The 21,956-nt window shown below is 32.0% G+C and carries 21 protein-coding genes and 1 pseudogene; 2 read left to right on the top strand and 20 right to left on the bottom strand.

What is annotated here, in order from left to right:
* Positions 1–354: 354 nt before the first annotated feature.
* Positions 355–834, top strand: a pseudogene (locus tag NR218_RS01925) (transposase); the annotation flags it as partial.
* A 74-nt stretch (positions 835–908) separates the two neighbouring features.
* Here the strand turns inward: NR218_RS01925 and rplS are convergent.
* The 17 genes from rplS to NR218_RS01840 form a co-directional block, all read right to left on the bottom strand.
* Positions 909–1,259, bottom strand: coding sequence for a 50S ribosomal protein L19 (gene rplS, locus NR218_RS01920; protein ID WP_002448843.1), 351 nt, complete (start codon positions 1,257–1,259; stop codon positions 909–911).
* Between the two features lie 104 nt (positions 1,260–1,363).
* Positions 1,364–2,101, bottom strand: coding sequence for a tRNA (guanosine(37)-N1)-methyltransferase TrmD (gene trmD, locus NR218_RS01915; protein ID WP_017174587.1), 738 nt, complete (start codon positions 2,099–2,101; stop codon positions 1,364–1,366).
* The gene (gene rimM / locus NR218_RS01910; RefSeq protein ID WP_017174586.1) at positions 2,101–2,601 is read right to left on the bottom strand and encodes a ribosome maturation factor RimM; all 501 of its coding nucleotides are present in this window, start codon (positions 2,599–2,601) and stop codon (positions 2,101–2,103) included. The genes trmD and rimM overlap by 1 nt, the downstream gene beginning before the upstream one ends.
* 131 nt (positions 2,602–2,732) lie before the next feature.
* Positions 2,733–3,008 (bottom strand): 30S ribosomal protein S16, encoded by a 276-nt coding sequence (gene rpsP, locus NR218_RS01905; protein ID WP_002448807.1) that lies wholly within the window; start codon positions 3,006–3,008, stop codon positions 2,733–2,735.
* A 261-nt stretch (positions 3,009–3,269) separates the two neighbouring features.
* The gene (ffh, locus tag NR218_RS01900) at positions 3,270–4,640 is read right to left on the bottom strand and encodes a signal recognition particle protein (RefSeq protein ID WP_049379516.1); all 1,371 of its coding nucleotides are present in this window, start codon (positions 4,638–4,640) and stop codon (positions 3,270–3,272) included.
* 20 nt (positions 4,641–4,660) lie between these two features.
* A complete protein-coding gene (locus tag NR218_RS01895) occupies positions 4,661–4,993 on the bottom strand; it encodes a putative DNA-binding protein (RefSeq protein WP_017174585.1) in 333 nt (110 codons plus the stop codon).
* Positions 4,980–6,209 carry a signal recognition particle-docking protein FtsY gene (ftsY, locus tag NR218_RS01890; protein ID WP_049336508.1) on the bottom strand — a complete coding sequence of 410 codons (1,230 nt, stop codon included), beginning with the start codon at positions 6,207–6,209 and terminating at the stop codon, positions 4,980–4,982. Before ftsY ends, NR218_RS01895 begins: the two co-directional genes overlap by 14 nt.
* Positions 6,206–9,775, bottom strand: coding sequence for a chromosome segregation protein SMC (gene smc, locus NR218_RS01885; RefSeq protein WP_265883233.1), 3,570 nt, complete (start codon positions 9,773–9,775; stop codon positions 6,206–6,208). Before smc ends, ftsY begins: the two co-directional genes overlap by 4 nt.
* A 69-nt stretch (positions 9,776–9,844) precedes the next feature.
* The gene (rnc, locus tag NR218_RS01880; protein ID WP_080984441.1) at positions 9,845–10,576 is read right to left on the bottom strand and encodes a ribonuclease III; all 732 of its coding nucleotides are present in this window, start codon (positions 10,574–10,576) and stop codon (positions 9,845–9,847) included.
* A gap of 81 nt (positions 10,577–10,657) precedes the next feature.
* Complete coding sequence (locus NR218_RS01875; RefSeq protein WP_001830184.1) at positions 10,658–10,891, bottom strand: acyl carrier protein; 234 nt, start codon at positions 10,889–10,891, stop codon at positions 10,658–10,660.
* A gap of 126 nt (positions 10,892–11,017) precedes the next feature.
* The gene (gene fabG / locus NR218_RS01870; protein ID WP_017174582.1) at positions 11,018–11,752 is read right to left on the bottom strand and encodes a 3-oxoacyl-[acyl-carrier-protein] reductase; all 735 of its coding nucleotides are present in this window, start codon (positions 11,750–11,752) and stop codon (positions 11,018–11,020) included.
* The gene (gene fabD, locus NR218_RS01865; protein ID WP_049379518.1) at positions 11,745–12,671 is read right to left on the bottom strand and encodes an ACP S-malonyltransferase; all 927 of its coding nucleotides are present in this window, start codon (positions 12,669–12,671) and stop codon (positions 11,745–11,747) included. Before fabD ends, fabG begins: the two co-directional genes overlap by 8 nt.
* Positions 12,664–13,650 carry a phosphate acyltransferase PlsX gene (gene plsX, locus NR218_RS01860; protein WP_017174580.1) on the bottom strand — a complete coding sequence of 329 codons (987 nt, stop codon included), beginning with the start codon at positions 13,648–13,650 and terminating at the stop codon, positions 12,664–12,666. The genes fabD and plsX overlap by 8 nt, the downstream gene beginning before the upstream one ends.
* A complete protein-coding gene (gene fapR, locus NR218_RS01855; protein WP_265883232.1) occupies positions 13,643–14,212 on the bottom strand; it encodes a transcription factor FapR in 570 nt (189 codons plus the stop codon). Before fapR ends, plsX begins: the two co-directional genes overlap by 8 nt.
* 138 nt (positions 14,213–14,350) lie before the next feature.
* Positions 14,351–16,402 carry an ATP-dependent DNA helicase RecG gene (recG, locus tag NR218_RS01850; RefSeq protein WP_265883231.1) on the bottom strand — a complete coding sequence of 684 codons (2,052 nt, stop codon included), beginning with the start codon at positions 16,400–16,402 and terminating at the stop codon, positions 14,351–14,353.
* Positions 16,403–16,977: 575 nt separating this feature from the next.
* Positions 16,978–18,636: a fatty acid kinase catalytic subunit FakA gene (gene fakA / locus NR218_RS01845; protein WP_265883230.1), complete on the bottom strand. Its 1,659-nt coding sequence runs from the start codon at positions 18,634–18,636 to the stop codon at positions 16,978–16,980.
* A 14-nt stretch (positions 18,637–18,650) separates the two neighbouring features.
* Entirely contained in the window at positions 18,651–19,025 is a 375-nt protein-coding gene (locus NR218_RS01840; RefSeq protein ID WP_002448841.1) for an Asp23/Gls24 family envelope stress response protein, read from the bottom strand.
* Between the two features lie 269 nt (positions 19,026–19,294).
* Here NR218_RS01840 and rpmB point away from each other — a divergent pair, with 269 nt between their 5' ends.
* Positions 19,295–19,483, top strand: coding sequence for a 50S ribosomal protein L28 (gene rpmB, locus NR218_RS01835; protein WP_002448748.1), 189 nt, complete (start codon positions 19,295–19,297; stop codon positions 19,481–19,483).
* Positions 19,484–19,534: 51 nt separating this feature from the next.
* Here the strand turns inward: rpmB and NR218_RS01830 are convergent, their stop codons facing one another.
* The 3 genes from NR218_RS01830 to rsgA are packed head-to-tail and all read right to left on the bottom strand — an operon-like array spanning position 19,535 to position 21,700.
* Positions 19,535–20,176, bottom strand: a complete 642-nt coding sequence (locus NR218_RS01830) for a thiamine diphosphokinase (protein ID WP_265883229.1) — start codon at positions 20,174–20,176, stop codon at positions 19,535–19,537.
* Between the two features lie 4 nt (positions 20,177–20,180).
* Complete coding sequence (gene rpe / locus NR218_RS01825; protein WP_265883228.1) at positions 20,181–20,825, bottom strand: ribulose-phosphate 3-epimerase; 645 nt, start codon at positions 20,823–20,825, stop codon at positions 20,181–20,183.
* Positions 20,825–21,700, bottom strand: coding sequence for a ribosome small subunit-dependent GTPase A (gene rsgA, locus NR218_RS01820; RefSeq protein ID WP_265883227.1), 876 nt, complete (start codon positions 21,698–21,700; stop codon positions 20,825–20,827). The genes rpe and rsgA overlap by 1 nt, the downstream gene beginning before the upstream one ends.
* Between the last annotated feature and the right edge of the window lie 256 nt (positions 21,701–21,956).

The raw sequence follows: 21,956 nt of genomic DNA, 5'->3' as shown, positions 1-21,956 counted from the left end.
GTAAATGAGTTTATTATAAATTCATTTACTGGCTTCTTTATTTACAATACTGCGTATTGTTGGCTCGCTTTTTTAGGGAATAGCTTCAGCCTGCAGTCTTCAGCTTGTTCTGTTCTCTCAAGAGTCTTGCCAAAATACTTTGTATTTATATATAATTTTACATTGAAATACTTAAGAAAATAAGGCATATTCGTACAATTTAATAAACATCACTAAACTAAATCAACGAGATGTCTTATGTATAAAGATTATAATATGATTCATCTTACTCTACCAATGGTAATTTCAGTTCTCATTCCCATACATGATATTTCACGACATGTAAATGATATTGTAGAAACAAATACTAAGACTGAATTTATTTGTCCGAACAATAAAAGACTAGTATTTAAAAAATATACCTATCACCATGATAAATATGGCTTTAAACGAGATTTTAAATTATATGAATGTGATGATGATTCAGAATGTCCTCTGAAACACCCATGTATGAACTTCAATTCAAAAACAAATAAAAAAGTAATGAAGAATTATAATTGGGAATATTTTAAAGCCCAAATTAATAAAAAGCTTTCAGAACCAAAAACAAAAACCATCTACAGTCAAAGAAAAATTGATGTGGAGCCTGTTTTTGGATTTATGAAGGCTATTTTGGGTTTCACTCGAATGTCCGTTCGAGGGATAAATAAAGCCAAAAGAGAACTAGGATTTGTGCTAATGGCACTTAATATAAGAAAAGTAACAGCTCAACGAGCTGAAAATAATCAAAAAAATTATAAAAAAGACAATTTCTATATTATTTCAATAGAAATTGTCTTTTTTTACTTATCTTGAAACTTTATATCCAAGACTCTTTTTTAAATGCGTATTAACTTACCCATTTTTTAGTATAGTTTTCTATATACTGATTAGCGAATTTCTTGAATTCTTGCAGCTTTACCACGTAAACTACGTAAGTAGTATAATTTAGCACGACGTACTTTACCGCGACGTTTAACTTCGATTTTTTCGATTTTTGGAGTGTGTAATGGGAATGTACGTTCCACACCTACACCTGAAGAAATTTTACGAACTGTGAAAGTTTCAGAAATTCCTCCACCGCGGCGTTTAATTACAACACCTTCGAAAACTTGGATACGTTCACGTGAACCTTCGACGATACGTACGTGTACACGTAAAGTGTCACCAGTACGGAAAGTTGGTAAGTCTGTGCGTAATTGTGATTTTGTAACTGCTTCGATTAACTTATGATTACTCATTTTTATACTCTCCTTCAACCTATGTTCTTGCCTAGACATTCATATAGCAGCGGATCATAGTGATTTTTAGTGTCTTTTCACACTTGATATATATTAGCATACTCCTAATTGTTTTTCAATTGGTTTTTATAGCTTTCTAAAAATTCTTTATCCTTGTCACTTAATTGATACTTTTCTAGTAAGTCCGGACGTTTATGCAAAGTACGTATTAATTTTTGTTCATGTCGCCATTTTTCTATATTTGCATGATTTCCAGATAACAATACGTCAGGTACAGTCATACCTTTATATTCTCTTGGACGTGTATATTGTGGGAATTCAAGTAAACCATCGGAGAAAGAATCATCTTGATGGGATTGTTCATTACCAAGTACTCCAGGAATTAATCTAACGATAGCATCAGTCATAGTCATAGCTGGTAATTCTCCGCCAGTCAATACATAATCCCCCATTGAAATTTCATCGGTTACTAAATTTTCTCTAATTCTTTCGTCATATCCTTCGTAGTGTCCACAAATAAATACAATATGTTCAGCTTCACTCAATTCTTCAGCAATTGCTTGAGAGAATGGTCGTCCTTGAGGACACATGAGAATGACACGCGTTTTATCAGTACGTTTTAAATCTTTCATTGCATTAAACACTGGTTCTGGTTTTAAAACCATTCCTTGACCGCCACCATACGGATAATCATCCACTTGATTATGTTTATTTTCAGCGTAATCTCTAAAGTTTACAGTATTAACTTCAATAATATTTTTATCTTGCGCACGCTTCAAAATCGAATGATTTAGAACGCCGTCGAACATTTCTGGAAATAATGTTAGGTAATCTATTTTCATTATTCTAATAATCCTTCCATTGGCGTAATACGAATTGTTTTATGTTCAACATCTACTTCTTTAACGACATCTGCTATATATGGAATAAGGTATTCTTTGTCACCTTTAACAACCCATACATCATTGGCACCTGTTTCAAAAATATTAATGACTCTTCCAATTGGTGTATCGTTATTAAAAACCGTACACCCAATAATATCAGAATAGTAAAATTCATTTTCATTCAATTCAATATCCTCATGATCACGTTCTTGGAATAAGTAGTCGCCTTTATATTGTTCGACGTCATTAATATTATTAATACCTTCAAATTTAAGCATGTGAAATCCTTTATGTATACGATATGATGTAATAGTCATTTCTATTTCATTATGGTGGTGATTCACGATAAGGACTTCTCCAGGTTGAAAACGTGTATCAGTAAAATCAGAATTAGATTTTACTTTTACTTCTCCTTTAATCCCATGTGTATTTACAATTTGTCCTACTTCTACTTGCATCCTTATCCTCCTTACATAGTCGTTTATTTATACATATTAACATGTTTCTTATAAAGTGAGAATATAATAAAAGCCTGTGACATACCTTATGCCACAGACCTGTTATTATATGATATTGATATTATTATCAATTATTTTGAACGTTTTTGTTCATCAAATGTTTTTAAAATACCTTGTTTTGATAAGATATTGTGAACAGTATCAGTTGGTTTTGCACCGTCTTTTAACCATTTTAAAGCTAATTCTTCATCGATTTTAACTTCTGGTGCATTTACACTTGCTGGATTGTAAGTACCGATTTGTTCGATGATACGACCATCACGTGGTGAACGCGCATCAGCTACAACGATACGATAGAATGGATTTCTTTTTGAACCTAAACGAGTTAAGCGAATTTTAACTGCCATTTATAAAACTCTCCTTTAAATCTTTTAATTTTTATTTTCTACAAGAAATAATAATAACAGGAACCTCCAACTTTGTAAAGACTTTTTTCTTTACCAAATCTAGATTTATGAAATAAATTGTAGATTTGATGATGTACTAGCTTTAACTAGAGCTTACCTTTATTCATTTTAGTTATGTATGTGCCAATGTACATGCGTTCCTTTACTTATTTATGAAAAAGCGGAATAACACTTAGGATGTTATTCCGCTTTCATTACTTTTTAGAATGGTAAATTCATGCCTTTTAACATATTTTCCATTTGGCTACGTTTACCTTTTTTACCTTTACGACCATTACCCGTAAATTGTTTCATCATTTTTTTCATATCATTAAATTGTTTCATTAAACGATTCACTTCCTGCAATGAACGGCCTGAGCCTTTTGCTATACGTTTCTTTCTTGAAACATTTAAAATTGCTGGATCTTGTCTTTCATTAGGTGTCATTGATTGAATAATAGCTTTAATATGGTCAATTTGTTTATCGCTCATATTTAGCTTATCTAAACCTTTCATTTTATTCATACCTGGAATCATTTTCATAATATCATCCAGTGGTCCTAAATTCTTCACTTGATCCAATTGTTCTAAGAAGTCATCTAATGTAAATGAGGACTCACGCATTTTCTTTTCTAAATCTTTAGCTTTTTCTTGGTCCACATCTTGTTGCGCTTTTTCGATAAGACTTAATACGTCACCCATACCTAGTATACGAGATGCCATACGCTCTGGATGGAATAATTCTAAACCATCCATTTTTTCACTCATACCAACAAATTTAATTGGTTTATGTGTTACTGCACGAATAGAAAGTGCCGCACCACCACGAGTATCTCCGTCTAATTTAGTTAAAGTCACACCAGTGACATCCAATTGCTCATCAAATGATTGCGCAACGTTCACAGCATCTTGTCCTGTCATCGCATCTACAACAAGCATAATTTCATCTGGTTTTGAGATTTCTTTAACATCAATTAATTCATTCATTAATGTTTCATCAATGTGTAAACGTCCCGCAGTATCGATAATTACAAAGTCCAAATGTTCTTCTTTAGCATATCTTAATGCGTTATCTACAATTTGTTGTGGTTTAACTTGATCACCTTCACTATAAACAGGTACATCAAGTTGTTTACCTACTGTTTGTAATTGATTAATCGCAGCTGGACGATATATGTCGGCTGCTACTAACATTGGCTTTTTATTATATTTTTTACGCATTAACAATGCCAATTTACCAGCGGTAGTTGTTTTACCTGCCCCTTGTAAACCAACCATCATTACAACTGTGGGTGGCTTATTAGCCATTTTAATAGATGTATTTTCTCCACCCATTAATTGTGTTAATTCATCTTGTACTATTTTTATAACTTGTTGTCCAGGTGTTAAAGACTGCATAACGTCTGATCCCAAAGCACGTTCGGAAACTGTTTTAACGAAGTCTTTGACTACCTTGAAGTTAACATCGGCTTCTAACAATGCTAATCTAACTTCACGCATCATTGTTTTAATATCCGCTTCTGTTACTTTACCTTTACCGCGAATTTTTTGCATCGTGGCTTGTAAACGATCGGATAATCCTTCAAATGCCATATTAACAACCTCCTTATAAATTATTCTAGTTCTTCTAATTTTTGGATTAAATGTTCCAGTTTTTTAGTATCATGAATAGATTGTTTCATTTCGTTATAAATCATTTGACGTTGTTCAAATTTCTCATATAACTTTAATTTAGTTTCATAGTCTTCTACTAAATCGCCAGTTCTTCTTATATTATCATAAACCGCTTGTCTACTCACTTTAAACGTTTCAGCAATTTCACTTAATGAGTAATCATTTAGATAAAATAACTCAAGATAATTCTTTTGTTTTTCAGTAAGCAAAGAATGGTAAAAATCAAATAGATAATTCATTCTTAACGTTTTAACTAAATCATTTTTCCCCATTTTGGTGTTCCTCATTATTATCTGTTAAGCTTTGCATTTCATCAGGGATATTATCATTTTGCTCAATCATATCAGCAAACAATCCATATACATAACTTTCAGGATTAAATGGTTGTAAATCATCTAGTTTTTCACCTAAACCAACGTATTTTACTGGAATATGCAATTCGTTTCGAATCGCAAGTACAATACCACCTTTTGCTGTGCCATCTAATTTAGTGAGCACAATCCCTGAAACGTTGGTTACTTCTTTGAATGAACGTGCTTGTGATAGTGCATTTTGACCAGTGGTTGCGTCTAAACATAATAATGCTTCATGGGGTGCATCTGGAACAGCACGACTAATGACTCGTTTCATTTTGTCCAATTCTTGCATTAAGTTTGATTTATTTTGTAAACGACCTGCTGTATCGCAAATTAAAATATCTACACCTTTATTCTTAGCCGCATTGATTGCATCATAAACAACTGCTGCAGGATCAGAACCTTCGCTTTGTCTGATTACCTCTACGCCTACACGATCGCCCCAAACTTGTAATTGTTCAATTGCACCTGCTCTGAAAGTATCACCAGCAGCCAACATAACTTTTTTACCTTCCATTTTATAACGATGTGCCAATTTACCAATCGTTGTAGTTTTACCTACACCATTGACCCCAACCATTAAAATGACATTTAATCGGCCATCTTCGATGTTCATTGCTTCTGAATGATCATCTTCTTGGTGATAAATTTCTACAATTTTTTCAACGATAACTTCTCTTAAACCTTCAGTTTCTTTGATATTACGACGTTGTGCTTCTGTACGTAATTCATCCGTTAATTGCATAACCGTATTGAAACCTACATCCGCAGTAATCAACATTTCTTCTAAAGCTTCGAAGAAATCTTCATCTACAGTTCTATAACGTGCAATCAAGTTATTTAATTGCTCTTGGAAGTTTTCTCTTGATTTTTCTAAACCTGCTTTAAACTTCGCTCCCATTTTTTGAGCTTCAATTTCTTCAAAATCTTCAATTGAAATTAACCCATCTTCGTCAAAGTCAGCTTCGCTTAATTTACGTGGTTTTTTCTTTTTTGGTGCAGGTTCTTCATTTTCTTGTTCATTGTCTTTTGTTGATGGTTGATCTAATTCCTCATCTTCCGTTAATTCCTTTTCAATATCTTCAGTCGACTTTGTAGAAAATTTATCTTTTAGTCGTTTGAAAAAACTCATGCATTTTCCTCCTTCATAACCTCATCTATTGTATTTAAATTTACACTTACTAATTTTGAAACGCCTGACTCTTGCATTGTAACACCATATAAACGATCCGAATACTCCATGGTACCTTTTCTATGCGTAATGACAATAAACTGTGTTTTTTCCGATAAATCATTTAAAAATTGTGCGTAACGAATAACATTAGCTTCATCCAAAGCTGCTTCCACTTCGTCTAGTATAACAAATGGTGCTGATCTTACTTTTAAAATAGCAAACAGTAATGCAATAGCACTTAATGCGCGTTCGCCACCACTTAATAAAGAAAGATTTTGTAATTTTTTACCTGGTGGTTGAACAATAATATCTACTCCTGCAGACAAGTAATCATCATCCGTAAGCTCTAACTTGGCATGACCACCACCAAAAAGTGATTGAAAGACAGTTGTGAAATAATCTTGTACTTCAAAAAATGTAACTTTGAAACGATCTTTTACTTCTTGATCCATTTCATCAATGATTTGTTCTAAAGTCTGTTTTGCTTCTCTTAAATCATTTCTCTGTTCATTCAAAAATGTATAACGTTCATTTAATTCTTCAAATTGTTCAATAGCATTAACATTAACTGAACCTAATTCTTCAATTGACATCTTAGTTAATTTTACTTTTTTTCTTAATGTTTCTATTGGAACATCTGATTGATAAGTTTCTCTCGCACGTTCAAGTGTAAGATGATACGTTTCATTTAAATGATTCATTGCGTGATTAATAAGAACATCTAATTTAGACTGTTGGGCCTTAATATCTTGATAAAAACTTTCAATAGATAATAAATCTTGATGGCATTGTTCGAGTTTGTACTCATGAATTTCAATATCTTCATTTATAGAATCTTTCTGTTCTTTTAAAGTATCAAGTTTTTGTTTTAATTTATCACGTTGAGACGCTTTATCTTGGATACTTGATTGAAGTTGTTGAAATGCTTTTTCGCCCATCATATCGTCAGAATTAAATAATTCTATTTTCTCTTTAGTTGCAATGATTTGTTGGTTAATTTGTGCAAGTTGCTTATCTATTCTTTCCAATGACATAATTTGATGACTTATTTTTTCTTTAACGACTGCAACATCAGAACGTTTTTGATTTAATTCTTTTTCAACTTGCGATACATTTTCTTTACCTTCTTTAGAGAGTTTTGAATATACCTCTATGTCATTTTCAAGTTGTTTTAGTTGCTCTTGAATTTCAGATAAACGCAATTGTTGTTGCTTTAATGTGTGACGACTTTTTTCACTTTGATAGCCATCATTTTTCTCAAATTCAAATTCTTCATGTTCACTTTTTATATGTGTTTCTTGTTTTTTCAATCGATCTAAAGTCAATGTTTCTTCGTGAGCGGTATCTTTTAATTGATGATATTGTTGGCTTAACTCTACATACTTATTACTTAATGTCTCAACTTTCTCTTTTTGCTTTTGCAATTGTTGTTCGAATTCTTTTGTTTTCTCTTCGTAGTCGTTTAATTGTATTTTCATTGTTGCCAATTCATCTTTTTGAGCTAAAATACTTTTTGATTGACGCATTCCGCCACCTGTCATTGCTCCTCCTGGATTAACGATATCTCCTTCTAAGGTAACGATTCGTGCTTTATATTGAATCGCTCTTGCAAGTTCATTCGCAATTTTAAGATTCTCCACTATAATTGTAGTACCCATCAAATTATCTATCACAGCTTGATACGTTTGACTAACTTCAACCGCTTCCGATGCAATATTAATAAAACCATCAAAATTTCGAGCTATATTTTGAATATGATGAGATAAACTTCTTGCTCTAATTACATTTAGTGGTAAAAATGTTGCTCTTCCTAATCCTCGTTGTTTTAAAAATTTTATCGCTTGGCGACCATCTTTTTCATTATTTACAATAATGTGTTGTAATGAGGCTCCTAACGCTGTTTCAATCGCTTGTGTCAATTTTGATGGTACCTTGATGACTTCAGCTACTGCACCATGAATACCACTTAAAGTATTCTCTTTTGCTTTTAATATATGTTTTACTCCATTAAAAAAGTAGGAATAGTCTTCTGCTTGTGTTTCTAAACTTTCCATACGCACGCGCATTTTATCAGTATATCGATATGCTTGATATAACTTATCTTCATATGTCGCTTCTATACGTTTTGCTTCAGATAAACGATCTTCAACATCACGCATGTCTTTCTCTGTTATGTTCATTTTTTGTGATGTAGTAGTATGCGCTTGTTCTGTTTGATGTATGTCATTTTGAATATGTTTAAGTTGATCAAATACTTCTATTAATCTTGCATCGAGACGTGTTTTTTTGGTTTCATTTTCTTGAATAGTACGTTCTAAAAAACGAATATCATTATTCACTTCAGATTGCTCGGACATTAATTCATAATATTCATTTTTAATAGTTTCTAATTTTTCATCATGTTGTGCATCTGTAAGATTAAGTTTTGATTCTAACTGTTTAATCTCTTTATTAAGCGATTGATGCTGTTTTTTAAGTTTAGATACTTGTTCTACAGAAAGTTCTCTTTCATCTTGAACATTCTTTAATTCATACTGTAAATTATCTAATTCTTCTTCAAATCGTGCATTCGTTTCTGATTGATTTCTTTTTCGCTCTTCAAGTACATTTAATTTTCCAATAAATTTTTCATATTCCTCAGTTGTAGTAATTAAATCTATATTAGTGTGGTCGGTATCTCTTTCAAGTTTTTGACGTTGCGTTTTTTGTTTTTGTAAATATTGATTTAATTGAGCTTGTTGACCTTCTTTTTCAGCTTGTTGGCTTTTTAGATGATTCAATCGTTCATCGAGTTGACGATTCTCTTCATCATATTGATTAATATCGTGTACAGTTACGACAACATCACTATGCTCCATCTCTTTTGATAATTGTAAGTATTCTTTAGCAATAGATGCTTCTGCTTTTAGAGGTTCAACACGCCCTTCTAAATCATATAAAATATCCTCTACTCGAGATAGATTATCTTCTGTATGACCTAGCTTTTGTAAAGATTCCGTTTTTCTTTTTTTATACTTTAAAACACCCGCTGATTCTTCTATGATTTGACGTCGGTCAACAGGTTTAGCATTTAAAATTTCATCTACTCTACCTTGTGAAATAATACTAAACGCTTCTTTTCCTAGACCAGAATCTAAAAATAACTCTATAATATCGCGTAGACGTGCCCTATCATTATTTAAATAATATTCGCTTTCTCCACTACGATAAAGACGACGTGTTACAATCACATCATCAGCCTCAATCTGCAACTCTCTTGTAGAATTATCTAATTTTAATTGTACTTCTGCATAATTTTGTGCTTGACGATGTTCTGCCCCTGAGAAAATAATATCTTCCATTTTAGAGCCACGAAGCGACTTAGCAGATTGTTCTCCTAAAACCCATTTAATCGCATCAGTAATATTACTTTTCCCACTACCATTTGGACCAACAATTGCTGTCACGCCTTTATCGAACTGTACATTCGTACGATCTGCAAATGACTTAAAGCCAACGGTATCTATAGATTTCAAATAAACCATACTCTTCTCCTTAATTCATTCATACTCATTCTTGTTGAAAAGAAGATAATATATGAAATGCGTTCATTATTATTTGTTCTCATCTCTTAACTTATGATAAGCACTTTCAGCTGCTTTTTGTTCAGATTCTTTTTTTGTTCTGCCTTGTCCTTTTGCGATTGCTTTATTTTCTAAAATCACTTCAGATGTAAATAAACGATGGTGTGCTGGACCTTCTTCTTTAATCAAATGATACGTCACATCCCCTTTACTTTGACTATGAATATATTCTTGGAATTGTGTTTTAAAATCGACCACGCCAATTAATTCATTATGTTCTACATATGGAAAAATGACTTTTTGAGCAAACTTCCAGACTACTTCTAAGCCTTGGTCTAAGTATAAAGCCCCAATAAACGCTTCAAAAGCATCTGATACTAATGAAGGTCTTGTTCTACCACCTGTTTTTTCTTCACCTTTTCCAAGTAAAATGAGTTGATTTAATTCAATTTTATTTGCAAATATTACAAGTGAGGGTTCACATACGATTGTCGCTCTCATTTTAGTTAAATTTCCTTCTGGTAAATTAGGATATTTGTCAAAAAGGTAACGTGAAACCGTCAATTCTAATACCGCATCTCCTAAAAATTCTAAACGCTCGTTATGCGCTAATCGATCCATATTAAAATCATTAATAAAGCTAGAGTGCGAAAACGCTTGTTGGTACACATCTAAATGAGTATAACTAATACCAAGCATCTTCATTTTTTTATCAAATTGATATTGAAAATCTTTAATCATTTCTGATTGTTTCGGGTGCATGATTGATAAACCTCCGTTCATGTTATTGATGTCCTATGAAAAAAATCTGAGCCATCATGACGACGACTCAGATGTAAGTTTTTATTTTTCAAGACTATTGATGTATTTAACTGCATCACCAACAGTGTTGATTTTTTCAGCTTCTTCATCAGGAATTTCAGTACCAAATTCGTCTTCTAATTCCATCACTAATTCAGCGATATCAAGTGAGTCAGCGCCTAAATCATCTTTGAAAGATGCATCTTCTGTTACTTTATCAGCGTCTACACCTAAACGGTCAACGATGATATCTTTTACTTTATCGAAGTTTTCCACGTCGATTCACCTCCTTTAAAAGTGTCTATCCATAGACTATTATATTTTCCCATTTTAAGGGCTAAAACACAAGTATTTATTAAAAGGATAATGACTATTTATCCTTTTAAATACATGACGTATATATTACATATACATGCCACCATTAACTGATAACGTTTGACCTGTAATATATTTTGCACGATCAGATGCTAAAAATGACACTGCATAGGCAATATCTTTATCTTCTCCAAAACGTGATAATGGAATTTGCTCCAACATTTGTGATTTAAGATCTTCATTTAATGCATTTGTCATATCTGAGACGATAAACCCAGGCGCAACTGCATTAACAGTAATACCACGTGAAGCAAGTTCACGTGCACTTGATTTTGTCAGTCCTTCAATACCTGCTTTTGTCGCAACATAATTAGCTTGTCCAGGATTACCCATAGCCGCTACAATACTAGATAAATTGATAATAGCACCGCTACGTTGACGTAACATTTGTGGCGTAGCTTTTTGAATACAATTAAATGTCCCTTTTAAGTTAGTATTAATAACGTCATCCCATTCTTGCTCTTTCATTCGCATTAATAAATTGTCTTTTGTAATACCTGCGTTGTTTACAAGAACATCTAAAGAGCCAAATTGATTTACAACTTCTTTAATCATAACTTTGACTTGATCACCTTCAGCAACATTTGCTTGTATTGCAAAACTTTCTACGCCTTTTTCTTTAATTTCTTTAACCACTGCTTCTGCTTTTTCTTTATTACCCGCGTAATTAACTGCTACATTGAATCCATCTTCTGCTAATTGCAATGCAATACTACGTCCAATTCCTCTAGAAGCACCAGTTACTAATGCACTTTTAGTCATTTTCATTCCATCCTTTCACATCTTCTAATGTTTGAATCGATGTAATTTTAACATCTCGATTAATTTTTTTAATTAAACCAGATAATACTTTACCAGGTCCAATTTCAATAAAATGATCCACACCTTGGTCTATTAACCATTCTGTCGATTTAATAAATTGTACTGGTGAATAGAGTTGTTTCACCATATTTTGTTTAATCGTTTCTGCTTTTGTTTCTCCATGAGCATTGTAATTTTGAACGATAGGAAATTGAGCATCATTCCAAGTGAATTGATCAATAAATGAAGCGAAATTCTCTTCAATTACTTGCATCATTGAAGAATGGAAGGGGCCTGATACTGCTAAAGGAATCACACGCTTCGCACCTAAAGATTTTCCTTCTTTAGTTAATTTATCAATCAGCGCTTTATGCCCAGATACAACGATTTGACCTGGTGCATTAATATTGGCAGGTTCAATTAATTGATCTCCAAATGAAATTTCTTTACAAATTTCATTTACCTCTTCATAACTTAGCCCTAAAACAGCAGCCATACTTCCTACACCATTTGGAAAAGCTTGAGTCATTAATTCGCCACGCTTACGCACAATTTTCACTGCATCTTCAAATTTTAGTACACCAGCAGCCACTAAACTTGAATATTCACCTAGACTATGCCCCATTGTATAGTCAGCATCTATATGGTTTAGTGCTTTTAGTAATGCAATACTATGTGTTAACAATGCAGGTTGAGTATTCTCAGTTTCTTCTAATTTTTCCTCTTTATCTGTAAACATCGTTTCTAATAAATCAAAATCAACCGTTGTTTGCGCTGATTCTAAAATAGAAGTCGCATCTTTATTAACTTGATATAAATCTTTAGCCATTCCGACTTTTTGTGCACCTTGTCCAGGAAAAACAATTGCAGTTTTACTCATTGTCACTACCTACCGTTTCTCTCATAATTTTTACTATTTGTTCATCACCAGCAATTTTAGCTTGTCGAATTGCAGAATAGAATGCACGAGCATTTGAACTGCCATGTGCTTTTACTACAGTACCATCTAACCCTAAAAGAACAGATCCACCATATTCTGCATAATCTAATTTTTTCGCAAACTTACTGATATCTTTTTTCAATATCGCCGCAGCAAGCTTATTTTTTAAATTAGCTAATAGTGTACCTTTTAACATTTTTCCAATTGATTTAGCAGTACCTTCGATGTTTTTTAGTACCATATTTCCAGTATAACCATCAGTGACAACTACATCTGTGTCACCCTCCATCAATGTTTTAGCCTCAATATTTCCATTAAATCGAATAGTCGCTTCATCTTTTAATAATTGATATGTTTTTTTAGTCAAAGCATTTCCTTTTGCTGGTTCAGTTCCGATATTCAACAATGATATTTTAGGTTGTTGAATACCTCTAATTTTTTGAGCATAAATATTACCTAGCTGTGCATATTGCAATAAGTGTTCAGGTTTTGCATCTGCATTGGCTCCAACATCTAAAAAGACAAATCCTTTACCATCGATAGTAGGTAATGTGACAACAAGTGCTGGTCTAGCTACGCCTTTAATACGTCCGACGATAAATAGCCCTGCTGACATTAAAGCACCTGTATTACCCGCAGATACACAGCCATCTGCCTCACCAGATTTAACCGCTTCTGCCATGCGTACCATTGAACTGTCTTTTTTTCTTTTAATGGCACGTACAGGCTCATCTTCCATCTCAATTTTTTCTGAACAATGTCTAAACTCTATACGCTCATGATTTAATGTATATTGTTTTTCATCACCAAATAAAATAATTTCTAAATCTTTAAAATCATTGATTGCTTTTTCTACAGCTTCTAATACGATTCCTGGTGCATTGTCGCCACCCATCATATCTACAGCAATTTTAACCATGGTTTTCATCCTCACTTATATAAAACATTTTAAATATGCCTGTAAAAACGCGTGTATCTTTTACAAAAGATTCCACTTTTATATCATAATGTCGATTTGTTCTATTGATTACGGTTGCTTCTGCTCTAACATTATCATGCAACTTTACTTTTTCAATAAATTTCAAATTACTGTCTTGAGTTAACACAGTAGAGTTATGTATTAGGGCTACACATAATGAATTAGCTTGAGCAAATAAAATATGCCCCCGTGCAATACGTGTTTTTTGAAACACATACTCTTCTGTAATTTCTATAATAGATTGGGCAGAATAATTAGGTTTAACTTGAATAAGATCCCCAATCACTTCATTAGCTTCCAATCCTTTGATATATTCATAATTTTGTTTAGCTACAGATTTAATACGTTTACGTAATTCAGGAATATTAAGTTGTGTGCGATCCAGACGGATAGTTTGAATACTTACGTTGAATAATTCACACAATTCACTATCCGTAATAAAGGGGTTTTCATTAATCGCCTTCTTAATCTCATGACGACGTTCTGTTTTTTTTAATTTCATACTTTCCTCCCCTTTAAATATTTTAGTACCAAGTCTTAATCATTCCTCACATATCATAACACTTTCTATTTATTATCCTCAACAAATATTACATGTTCATATAATAAATAATTTGAATTAAATATCAGTTTACTGATGTTAATCAAAACTTATGTTAAGTAAATGGTCGTTGATAAATGCTCTTAAACGTTCATATTTCTCAGTAAAGAACTCCCCGGATTGAATGAGTTCTGCAGCCTCATCATGAGCTACTTCTAGCATACGATAATCTTCTACTATATTAGCAACCATAAAATCTGGTAACCCGCTTTGTTTAACTCCAAAGAAATCACCAGGGCCTCTCATTTCTAAGTCACGTTCACTTAATTCAAATCCATCTGTAGTTTGTGTCATAATGGTCATTCTTTCTATGCCAGTTTCTGTTTTAGGTGATGCAATTAATACACAATAACTTTGATGTTCACTACGTCCAACACGACCTCTAAGTTGATGTAATGTAGATAATCCAAAGCGATCAGCATCATAAATCATCATGAATGTAGCATTAGGAACATTAACGCCTACTTCAACTACGGTTGTCGACACTAAGATATCAATATCATGATGACTAAAACGTGCCATTACATCATCTTTTTCGTCTGCTGACATTTTCCCATGTAATAAACCTACATGTGTTTTACCATAAAATTCTTGTAGTGACTCAAAAAGTTCAACAACATTTTGTACATCTTCTAGATGTTCAGAACTTTCAATTAGTGGACAAATCACATAGGCTTGGCGTCCTTTTTTTAGTTCGCTTGTCATTTGAGCTAACACTTGGTCATACTGTTCATGTTTCGCCCAATGTGTAATAATTGGCTTTCGACCTTTAGGTAGTTGTTTAATTGAGGACACATCCATTTCTCCAAATACTGAAATGGCTAACGTTCTCGGTATAGGCGTCGCAGTCATAAACAATACGTTGGTCATAGCACCTTTTTCTCTTAGTAATTGACGTTGATTCACACCAAAACGATGCTGTTCATCAGTAATCACTAACCCTACATTTTTAAATTGTACATCATCTTGAATCAATGCATGTGTACCAATTAAACAATCGATCGTTCCATTCTCTAATTGTTCTAGCAATACACGTCTTTTTTTTCCTTTTACCGATCCAGTTAATAAAGCCACATTCATATGGTCACCGAAAAGTTCTGTTAAACTGTTTGCATGTTGTTCAGCCAAAATTTCTGTAGGTACCATCAGTGCAGATTGATAACCAGCAGTTTTGAGTGCATACATACAAATTGCTGCTACAACTGTTTTCCCTGACCCAACATCACCTTGTAATAAACGATGCATGCGTATTGGCGCTTTCAAATCTCTAAATATTTCATTAACGCTCGATTTCTGTGCATCTGTTAATTCAAAAGGTAACGACTGGATAAATGACTTTACTTTATTAATATCATAATTAATTTCAATGGCTTCATCTGAAGCTTTTTCTAAGCGATTTAACCATTGCATACGTAGTTCAAACATAAATAATTCAGTAAAAGCATATGTACGTCTCGCACGCATAAGCGCTTGTTTATCTTTAGGTAGATGTAACGTTTTAATAGTATAATCTAGTAATTCCAATTTGTACTTTTGTCTTAATTCCTCTGTAATCCATTCATGTATAGTGACATCATTAAGAGATTGATGAATCATATCACGCATCTGTTTTTGTTTAATACCTTCTTTAAGTCGATATACCGGTTCTAATCTCACTTCTTCAGTAGAGGTATGAGTGTCATTAAAAAAAATACGATTGCCATTAATTTCTTGTTTAGCACGATTCCATTTACCTTTTATTGTTACTATTTGATTTAACTCAATTTTCTTTTTTAAATACGGTTGATTAAAAAATACACATTTAACTGCGATATTATCAATCATTAAATGGACAGTTAATTTTGATTTATTCCGGCCAAAAAAGGCTACCGTGGGTACAGAATAAATTTCTCCTGCTACTGTCACAGTAGATTGATCTTCAGCTAAGTTTAAATCTACGACAGTATTATCTTCATAACGTGTTGGTAAATATAACATTAAATCTTCTATTGTGTGAATGTTTAATTCATGTAGTAAAGCAATTCTCTTTGGTCCAAGTCCTTTTATAGATTGAAGCGGATATGGACTTTCAATTAAACTAACTTTCGACATTATTTCTCACCTAATATTTTTAATCTTATTTATATTTTATCACGTTTATTATAAATATTTAGTGATACCATCTTACTATAGTCCACTTGACAAATGAATATCACTCACTTCATTTAAACGTACAACATTCACTTTTAATACTAATATCGTTTTATCATACTTAACTAATAATATGAAAGAGAGCATAAATCTATTTTAAATGATTTTGCATTAGCTCTTAATCTTATTTAAATTTTAGAAGTACGAAGTATTTTTATGTTCCATCAAGGTTTAAATCAAAAAACGATTTATACATACATTCCCAGTTATTATTACTGCTAAATTATATGATATTTTTTTAATCACTCTTTGAATATTAGTTATCTTCTTAATTGTGATATCTTCCTCTATTTTACAGTTCATTATTGATAGCATATTTTTCTATTTTAATATATATTGACTGGTCATTATGTCTTGAAAAACCTATTAAAGTAAGTTTTCCAGTGTCATATTTTTCAATACTTTTATTAAATATAAAATGGGGAGTGACAACGATAATCATTTCATCGTTATCACTCCCATTATTAAATCTCACTTTATTCTACAGCAAATAAATATGGATAAATTGGTTGATCACCTTTATGGATTTCTATTTCAACATCTGGATATTCATTTTCTACCCATTCTTCTAATTGAGTTGTCATATCAGATTGTGCATCTTCACCAGTAATCACTGTTAAGATTTCACTTTCTTCATTTAACAATGTACTTAATAAGCTAGTAATAGTTTTAAATTCATCTGCATTACTAGTCACAATTTTACTTTCAGCTAATCCCATAAATTCATCTTTTTTAATATCTACATCATCAATCTTAGTATCTCTGACAGCAAATGTAATTGAGCCAGATTTAACTGTTTCTAACGCTGTATTCATATGAGACGCATTTTCTTCTAACGTAGATGCAACATCATATTGGAAAAGTGCTGCAATACCTTGAGGAATAGATGTAGTTGGAATGACTACTGTGTCAGCTTTAACAAGTTGTGCTGCTTGATCACTAGACATTCTAATATTTTTATTATTTGGCAAGATAATTGCACGCTGACATTCAGACTGTTCAATCACCTTAACAATATCCTCTGTAGAAGGATTCATTGTTTGCCCACCACTAATAATGTGTGTCGCACCCATTGAAGTGAACAACTCAGAGATACCTTCACCCATTGAAATGGCAATTACTGCTGTTTCAACTGTTTTAGGTTGTTGCGAAGCTGTTGCTTGTTGATGACTTTGTTCTTTTCTAATTACTTCACGATGTTGTTCACGCATATTTTCTACTTTTAATTTAATAAGTTCACCATATTGTTGTCCATAATTGAACACTTCACCTGGTGTTTCTGTATGTACATGGACTTTAACTATTTCATCATCATTAATAACTAATAACGAATCACCAAATTCGCTCATGTCATTTCTGAATGTTTGTTCATTAAATTCTTTTTTATCTTTTCCAAAGCGTACCATCATTTCAGTACAATAACCGTACTTAATATCTTCTGTATTAATAACCCCATGAAAATCATGTTCTTCATGAACCAAATCTTCTGTGTCTAATTTTTGTTTGTTAGCTTCAACTTTTTCGCCTTTTAGTCCTTTTAAAAAGCCTTCGTATACACACAATAAACCTTTACCGCCACTATCCACTACGCCTACTTCTTTTAAAACTGCTAATAAATTTGGCGTATTATTTAAAGATTGCTCAGCTTTTTCGATTGTATATTCCATTACTTCGATGCAATCATCTGTTTCTTCTGCTTTAGTCATAGCTGCACTTGCTGCATCTTTGGCAACAGTCAAAATAGTTCCTTCAACTGGTTTCATGACTGCTTTATAAGCTGTATCGACACCTGCTTGAAAACTACTAGCAAATTGTTGAGCATTAATTTCCTTTTCATCTTCAATATTTTTGCAAAATCCTCTAAATAATTGAGATAAAATAACACCAGAGTTACCACGTGCTCCCATTAAAAGTCCTTTAGAAAAAGTTTTACCTAATTCACCAATACTTTGAGATAAATTATTTTCAACTTCTTCGCGACCTGAGGTAATTGTTAAATTCATATTTGTTCCTGTATCACCATCAGGTACCGGATATACATTAAGGGAATCAACTAAATCTGCATTATTAGATAAATTGTGTGCCCCTTGTATTATCATATCGGCAAATAATTTACCATTAATTTTGCTAATCATCGTGCTTTGTCCTCCTATACCTTCTTGCCCTTGTTATTAAGTCTTACACCTTGTACAAAAATATTAATAGAATTCACTTTAATATTAAGTGAACTTTCGAGTGTATATTTTACTGATGATTGTACATTGTTAGCTACTTCAGAAATTTTGACACCATAACTTACAATGATGTACATATCTATATCAATCACACCATTATCTTCTTTAACAACAATACCTTTAGCATAATTCTCATGTCCTAATATTTCAGCAATACCGTCTCTTACTTGTTGTCTAGATGCCATGCCAACAATGCCATAACTTTCTACAGCTTTACTTCCTACAACAGAAGCAATGACCTCATTTGAGATATCAATTTTGCCATAGTCATTTAAGATTTCTAATGTCATCTTCATTATCCTCCTGAATTATGGTTAAAATCATATTTAAAAATGATGTATACATATATGATAAAGATAACTATTTTATAAATAAGCCAATCTACATAAAAATATATTATAATAACTCCACAATAGTTAATTATACCATAGATTTACATTTTCAAAACAATTAACATAAATTACATATGATTTTATTGCTTTAAATATTGATATATGGTATCTTATTTAAAGTATATAAGTAGTTAAGTGTATTTATATTTATTAAAGGAGGTACTTTGATGGGTAAACAATGTTACGTAACAGGTCGTAAAGCTACGACTGGTAATAATCGTTCACACGCTTTAAATGCGAACAAACGCAGATTTAACGCTAACCTTCAAAAAGTTAGAATTTTAGTTGACGGTAAACCTAAAAAAGTTTGGGTTTCTGCTCGTGCTTTAAAATCTGGTAAAGTTACTAGAGTTTAATAAATATAATGCACTAAAAATGCCTTCATATGTGGTGAAGGCATTTTTTTATTACTCTAAATCTTTACTTCTCATTTGCAATACTTGACCTTTTTCAACTTCGATAATCGCTATTGATTGATCGACTTCATTAGAAATTGTCAGTGTAGAGCCTATTTCTAAATGCTGATGATCTAAATTATATTTAAACCCAGATAAAGATACTATCACTTCTCCATTTACTGGAATAAATGAAACATATTGATATTTATCAGATTTATGAAGTTGATGTGTCCCTTTATTAAGTAGTATGATTTCATTTTGCTTATCTATTACTTTAATTATAATTTCTTTTTTTATATAGACTGACTTGAAAAGAATTTGTAATGTTCCCATAAAATGATCTAATCTTCCACCCGTTGCTCCATAGATATTTATTTCTGTATATCCTTTTTGAATGGCTTGTTCTACGCCTAATGCTAAATCAGTGTCATCTTTTTCAGCTTTAACTGGATGAATATTTAATGTTTTTTTTAAAATTTCTCTTTCTTCATCATTGACGGAGTCAAAATCGCCCACTGAGAAAACAGGTACAATACCTTGTTCAGAAAGAATTAAAGTCCCACGATCTATTCCGCCCCACGGTTCAGTTGATAATTTTGAAAAAATATGAGGGGGTAAATGCCGATCTCCACATAGTAAATTAATTTTCATTATCTCAACCTCTCAATATTTTAGTCACTGTTTTATAATCATCTTGGTTAAAAAAGTATGAACCTGTAACAAAAAGGTTAGCCCCATGTTTTGCACAAATATCTATCGTTTTATCATTTATACCACCATCTACTTCAATATCAAAATTTAAATTAAAAGATGACTTCAAATCATTTAATAACTTAATTTTTGAAGCACACATGTCGATAAATGTTTGTCCACCAAATCCAGGATTAACCGTCATTACTAAAACATAATCCACCATAGAAAGAACAGGTACAACCCTATCTACAGGGGTGCCAGGATTAATTACTACACCTGCTTTTTTATCTAGACTTTTGATAAGTTGAATAGCACGATGAATATGAGGGGTTGATTCAATATGGACTGAAATCATGTCTGCCCCATGTTTTGCAAATGTCTCAATATAGTTTTCAGGATTCTCAATCATGAGGTGTACATCAATTAGTAATTGCGTAGTTGATCTTACTGCATCTAATATGGGTAATCCAATTGATATATTAGGTACAAATTGACCATCCATAACATCAAAATGTAGACCGTCAACGCCTGCTTCTTCTAATAATTGTATTTCCTGTTTTAAATTCAAAAAATCGACTGATAATAAAGAAGGAAAAATGTGTCTCATTAATATCTAACCTTTCTATTCGAAATTTCATTAACTAATTGTAAATAATGTTCATAGCGAAATCGCGCTAAATTATTGTTTTCTAATTGATGTTTAACATTGCATTTAGGTTCTTTAATATGATTACAATTTCTAAATTTACAATCATTTCCAAAAACATTAATTTCTTTAAAGTAATATTTTACATCATCTTTTTCAATATGATCAAAATCAAGTGCACTAAAACCAGGTGTATCTGCTATAAAACCATTTTCTCTTTCAAATAGTTCTACATGTCTTGTCGTATGTTTACCTCGATTAAGTGATTTAGAAATATCATTGGTTTCAAGATTTAGTTCTGGTTTAAACGTATTTATAAATGTTGATTTTCCAACACCAGATTGTCCACTTAGCACAATTAGACCATTAGGCCAGGTATTCACAATATCAACTTTATCAGTTTCTTTACCTACAAATTGAACAGAATATCCTATTTCCTTATATGTATTTAGTAATGTTTCGATATGACTGATTTGCGTTTCACTAGCAATATCTTTTTTAGTGACTAATATACTAGGAGATAAGTTGTAAGAATGTGCAATCACTAAAAATCTATCTAACAATTGTGTTGAAAAATTAGGTTCAACCGCACTCATTACAATAACCAGACCATCAATATTACTTACTGGAGGACGCTTTAATGCATTGTGGCGTTCATGTACGTGGTGAATATAACCTTCATCTTCATTTTGAATATCAAAGTCAACGATATCTCCTACTACAGGAGAAAATTTTTTCTTTCTAAAAAGACCACGAGGTTTAGTATTATATTTTTTTCCACCTACATCTACTTGATATACTCCACTAATTAATTTAACAATACGTCCTGTTTCCAAATTAACACCTCAAATTAAGTATTTATATTTATATTATTATAGCAAACATAGAATTAATAATATATATTCTATACCATCATCATAAAGATAAGGATAGAAAGACATTGAAATCGCTCAAAATAATTAACTTTACATAATAAAATTATAGTTGTTAAAAAGACAATTTCTATATTATTTCAATAGAAATTGTCTTTTTAAATTGACATCATTTATATCATAAAATATATATTAATGTATAAACAGTAAACGATGCATA

It is taken from the genome of Staphylococcus sp. SUC_1.2 (assembly GCF_026222585.1).
This window is presented reverse-complemented; position numbering and strand designations above follow the sequence as displayed.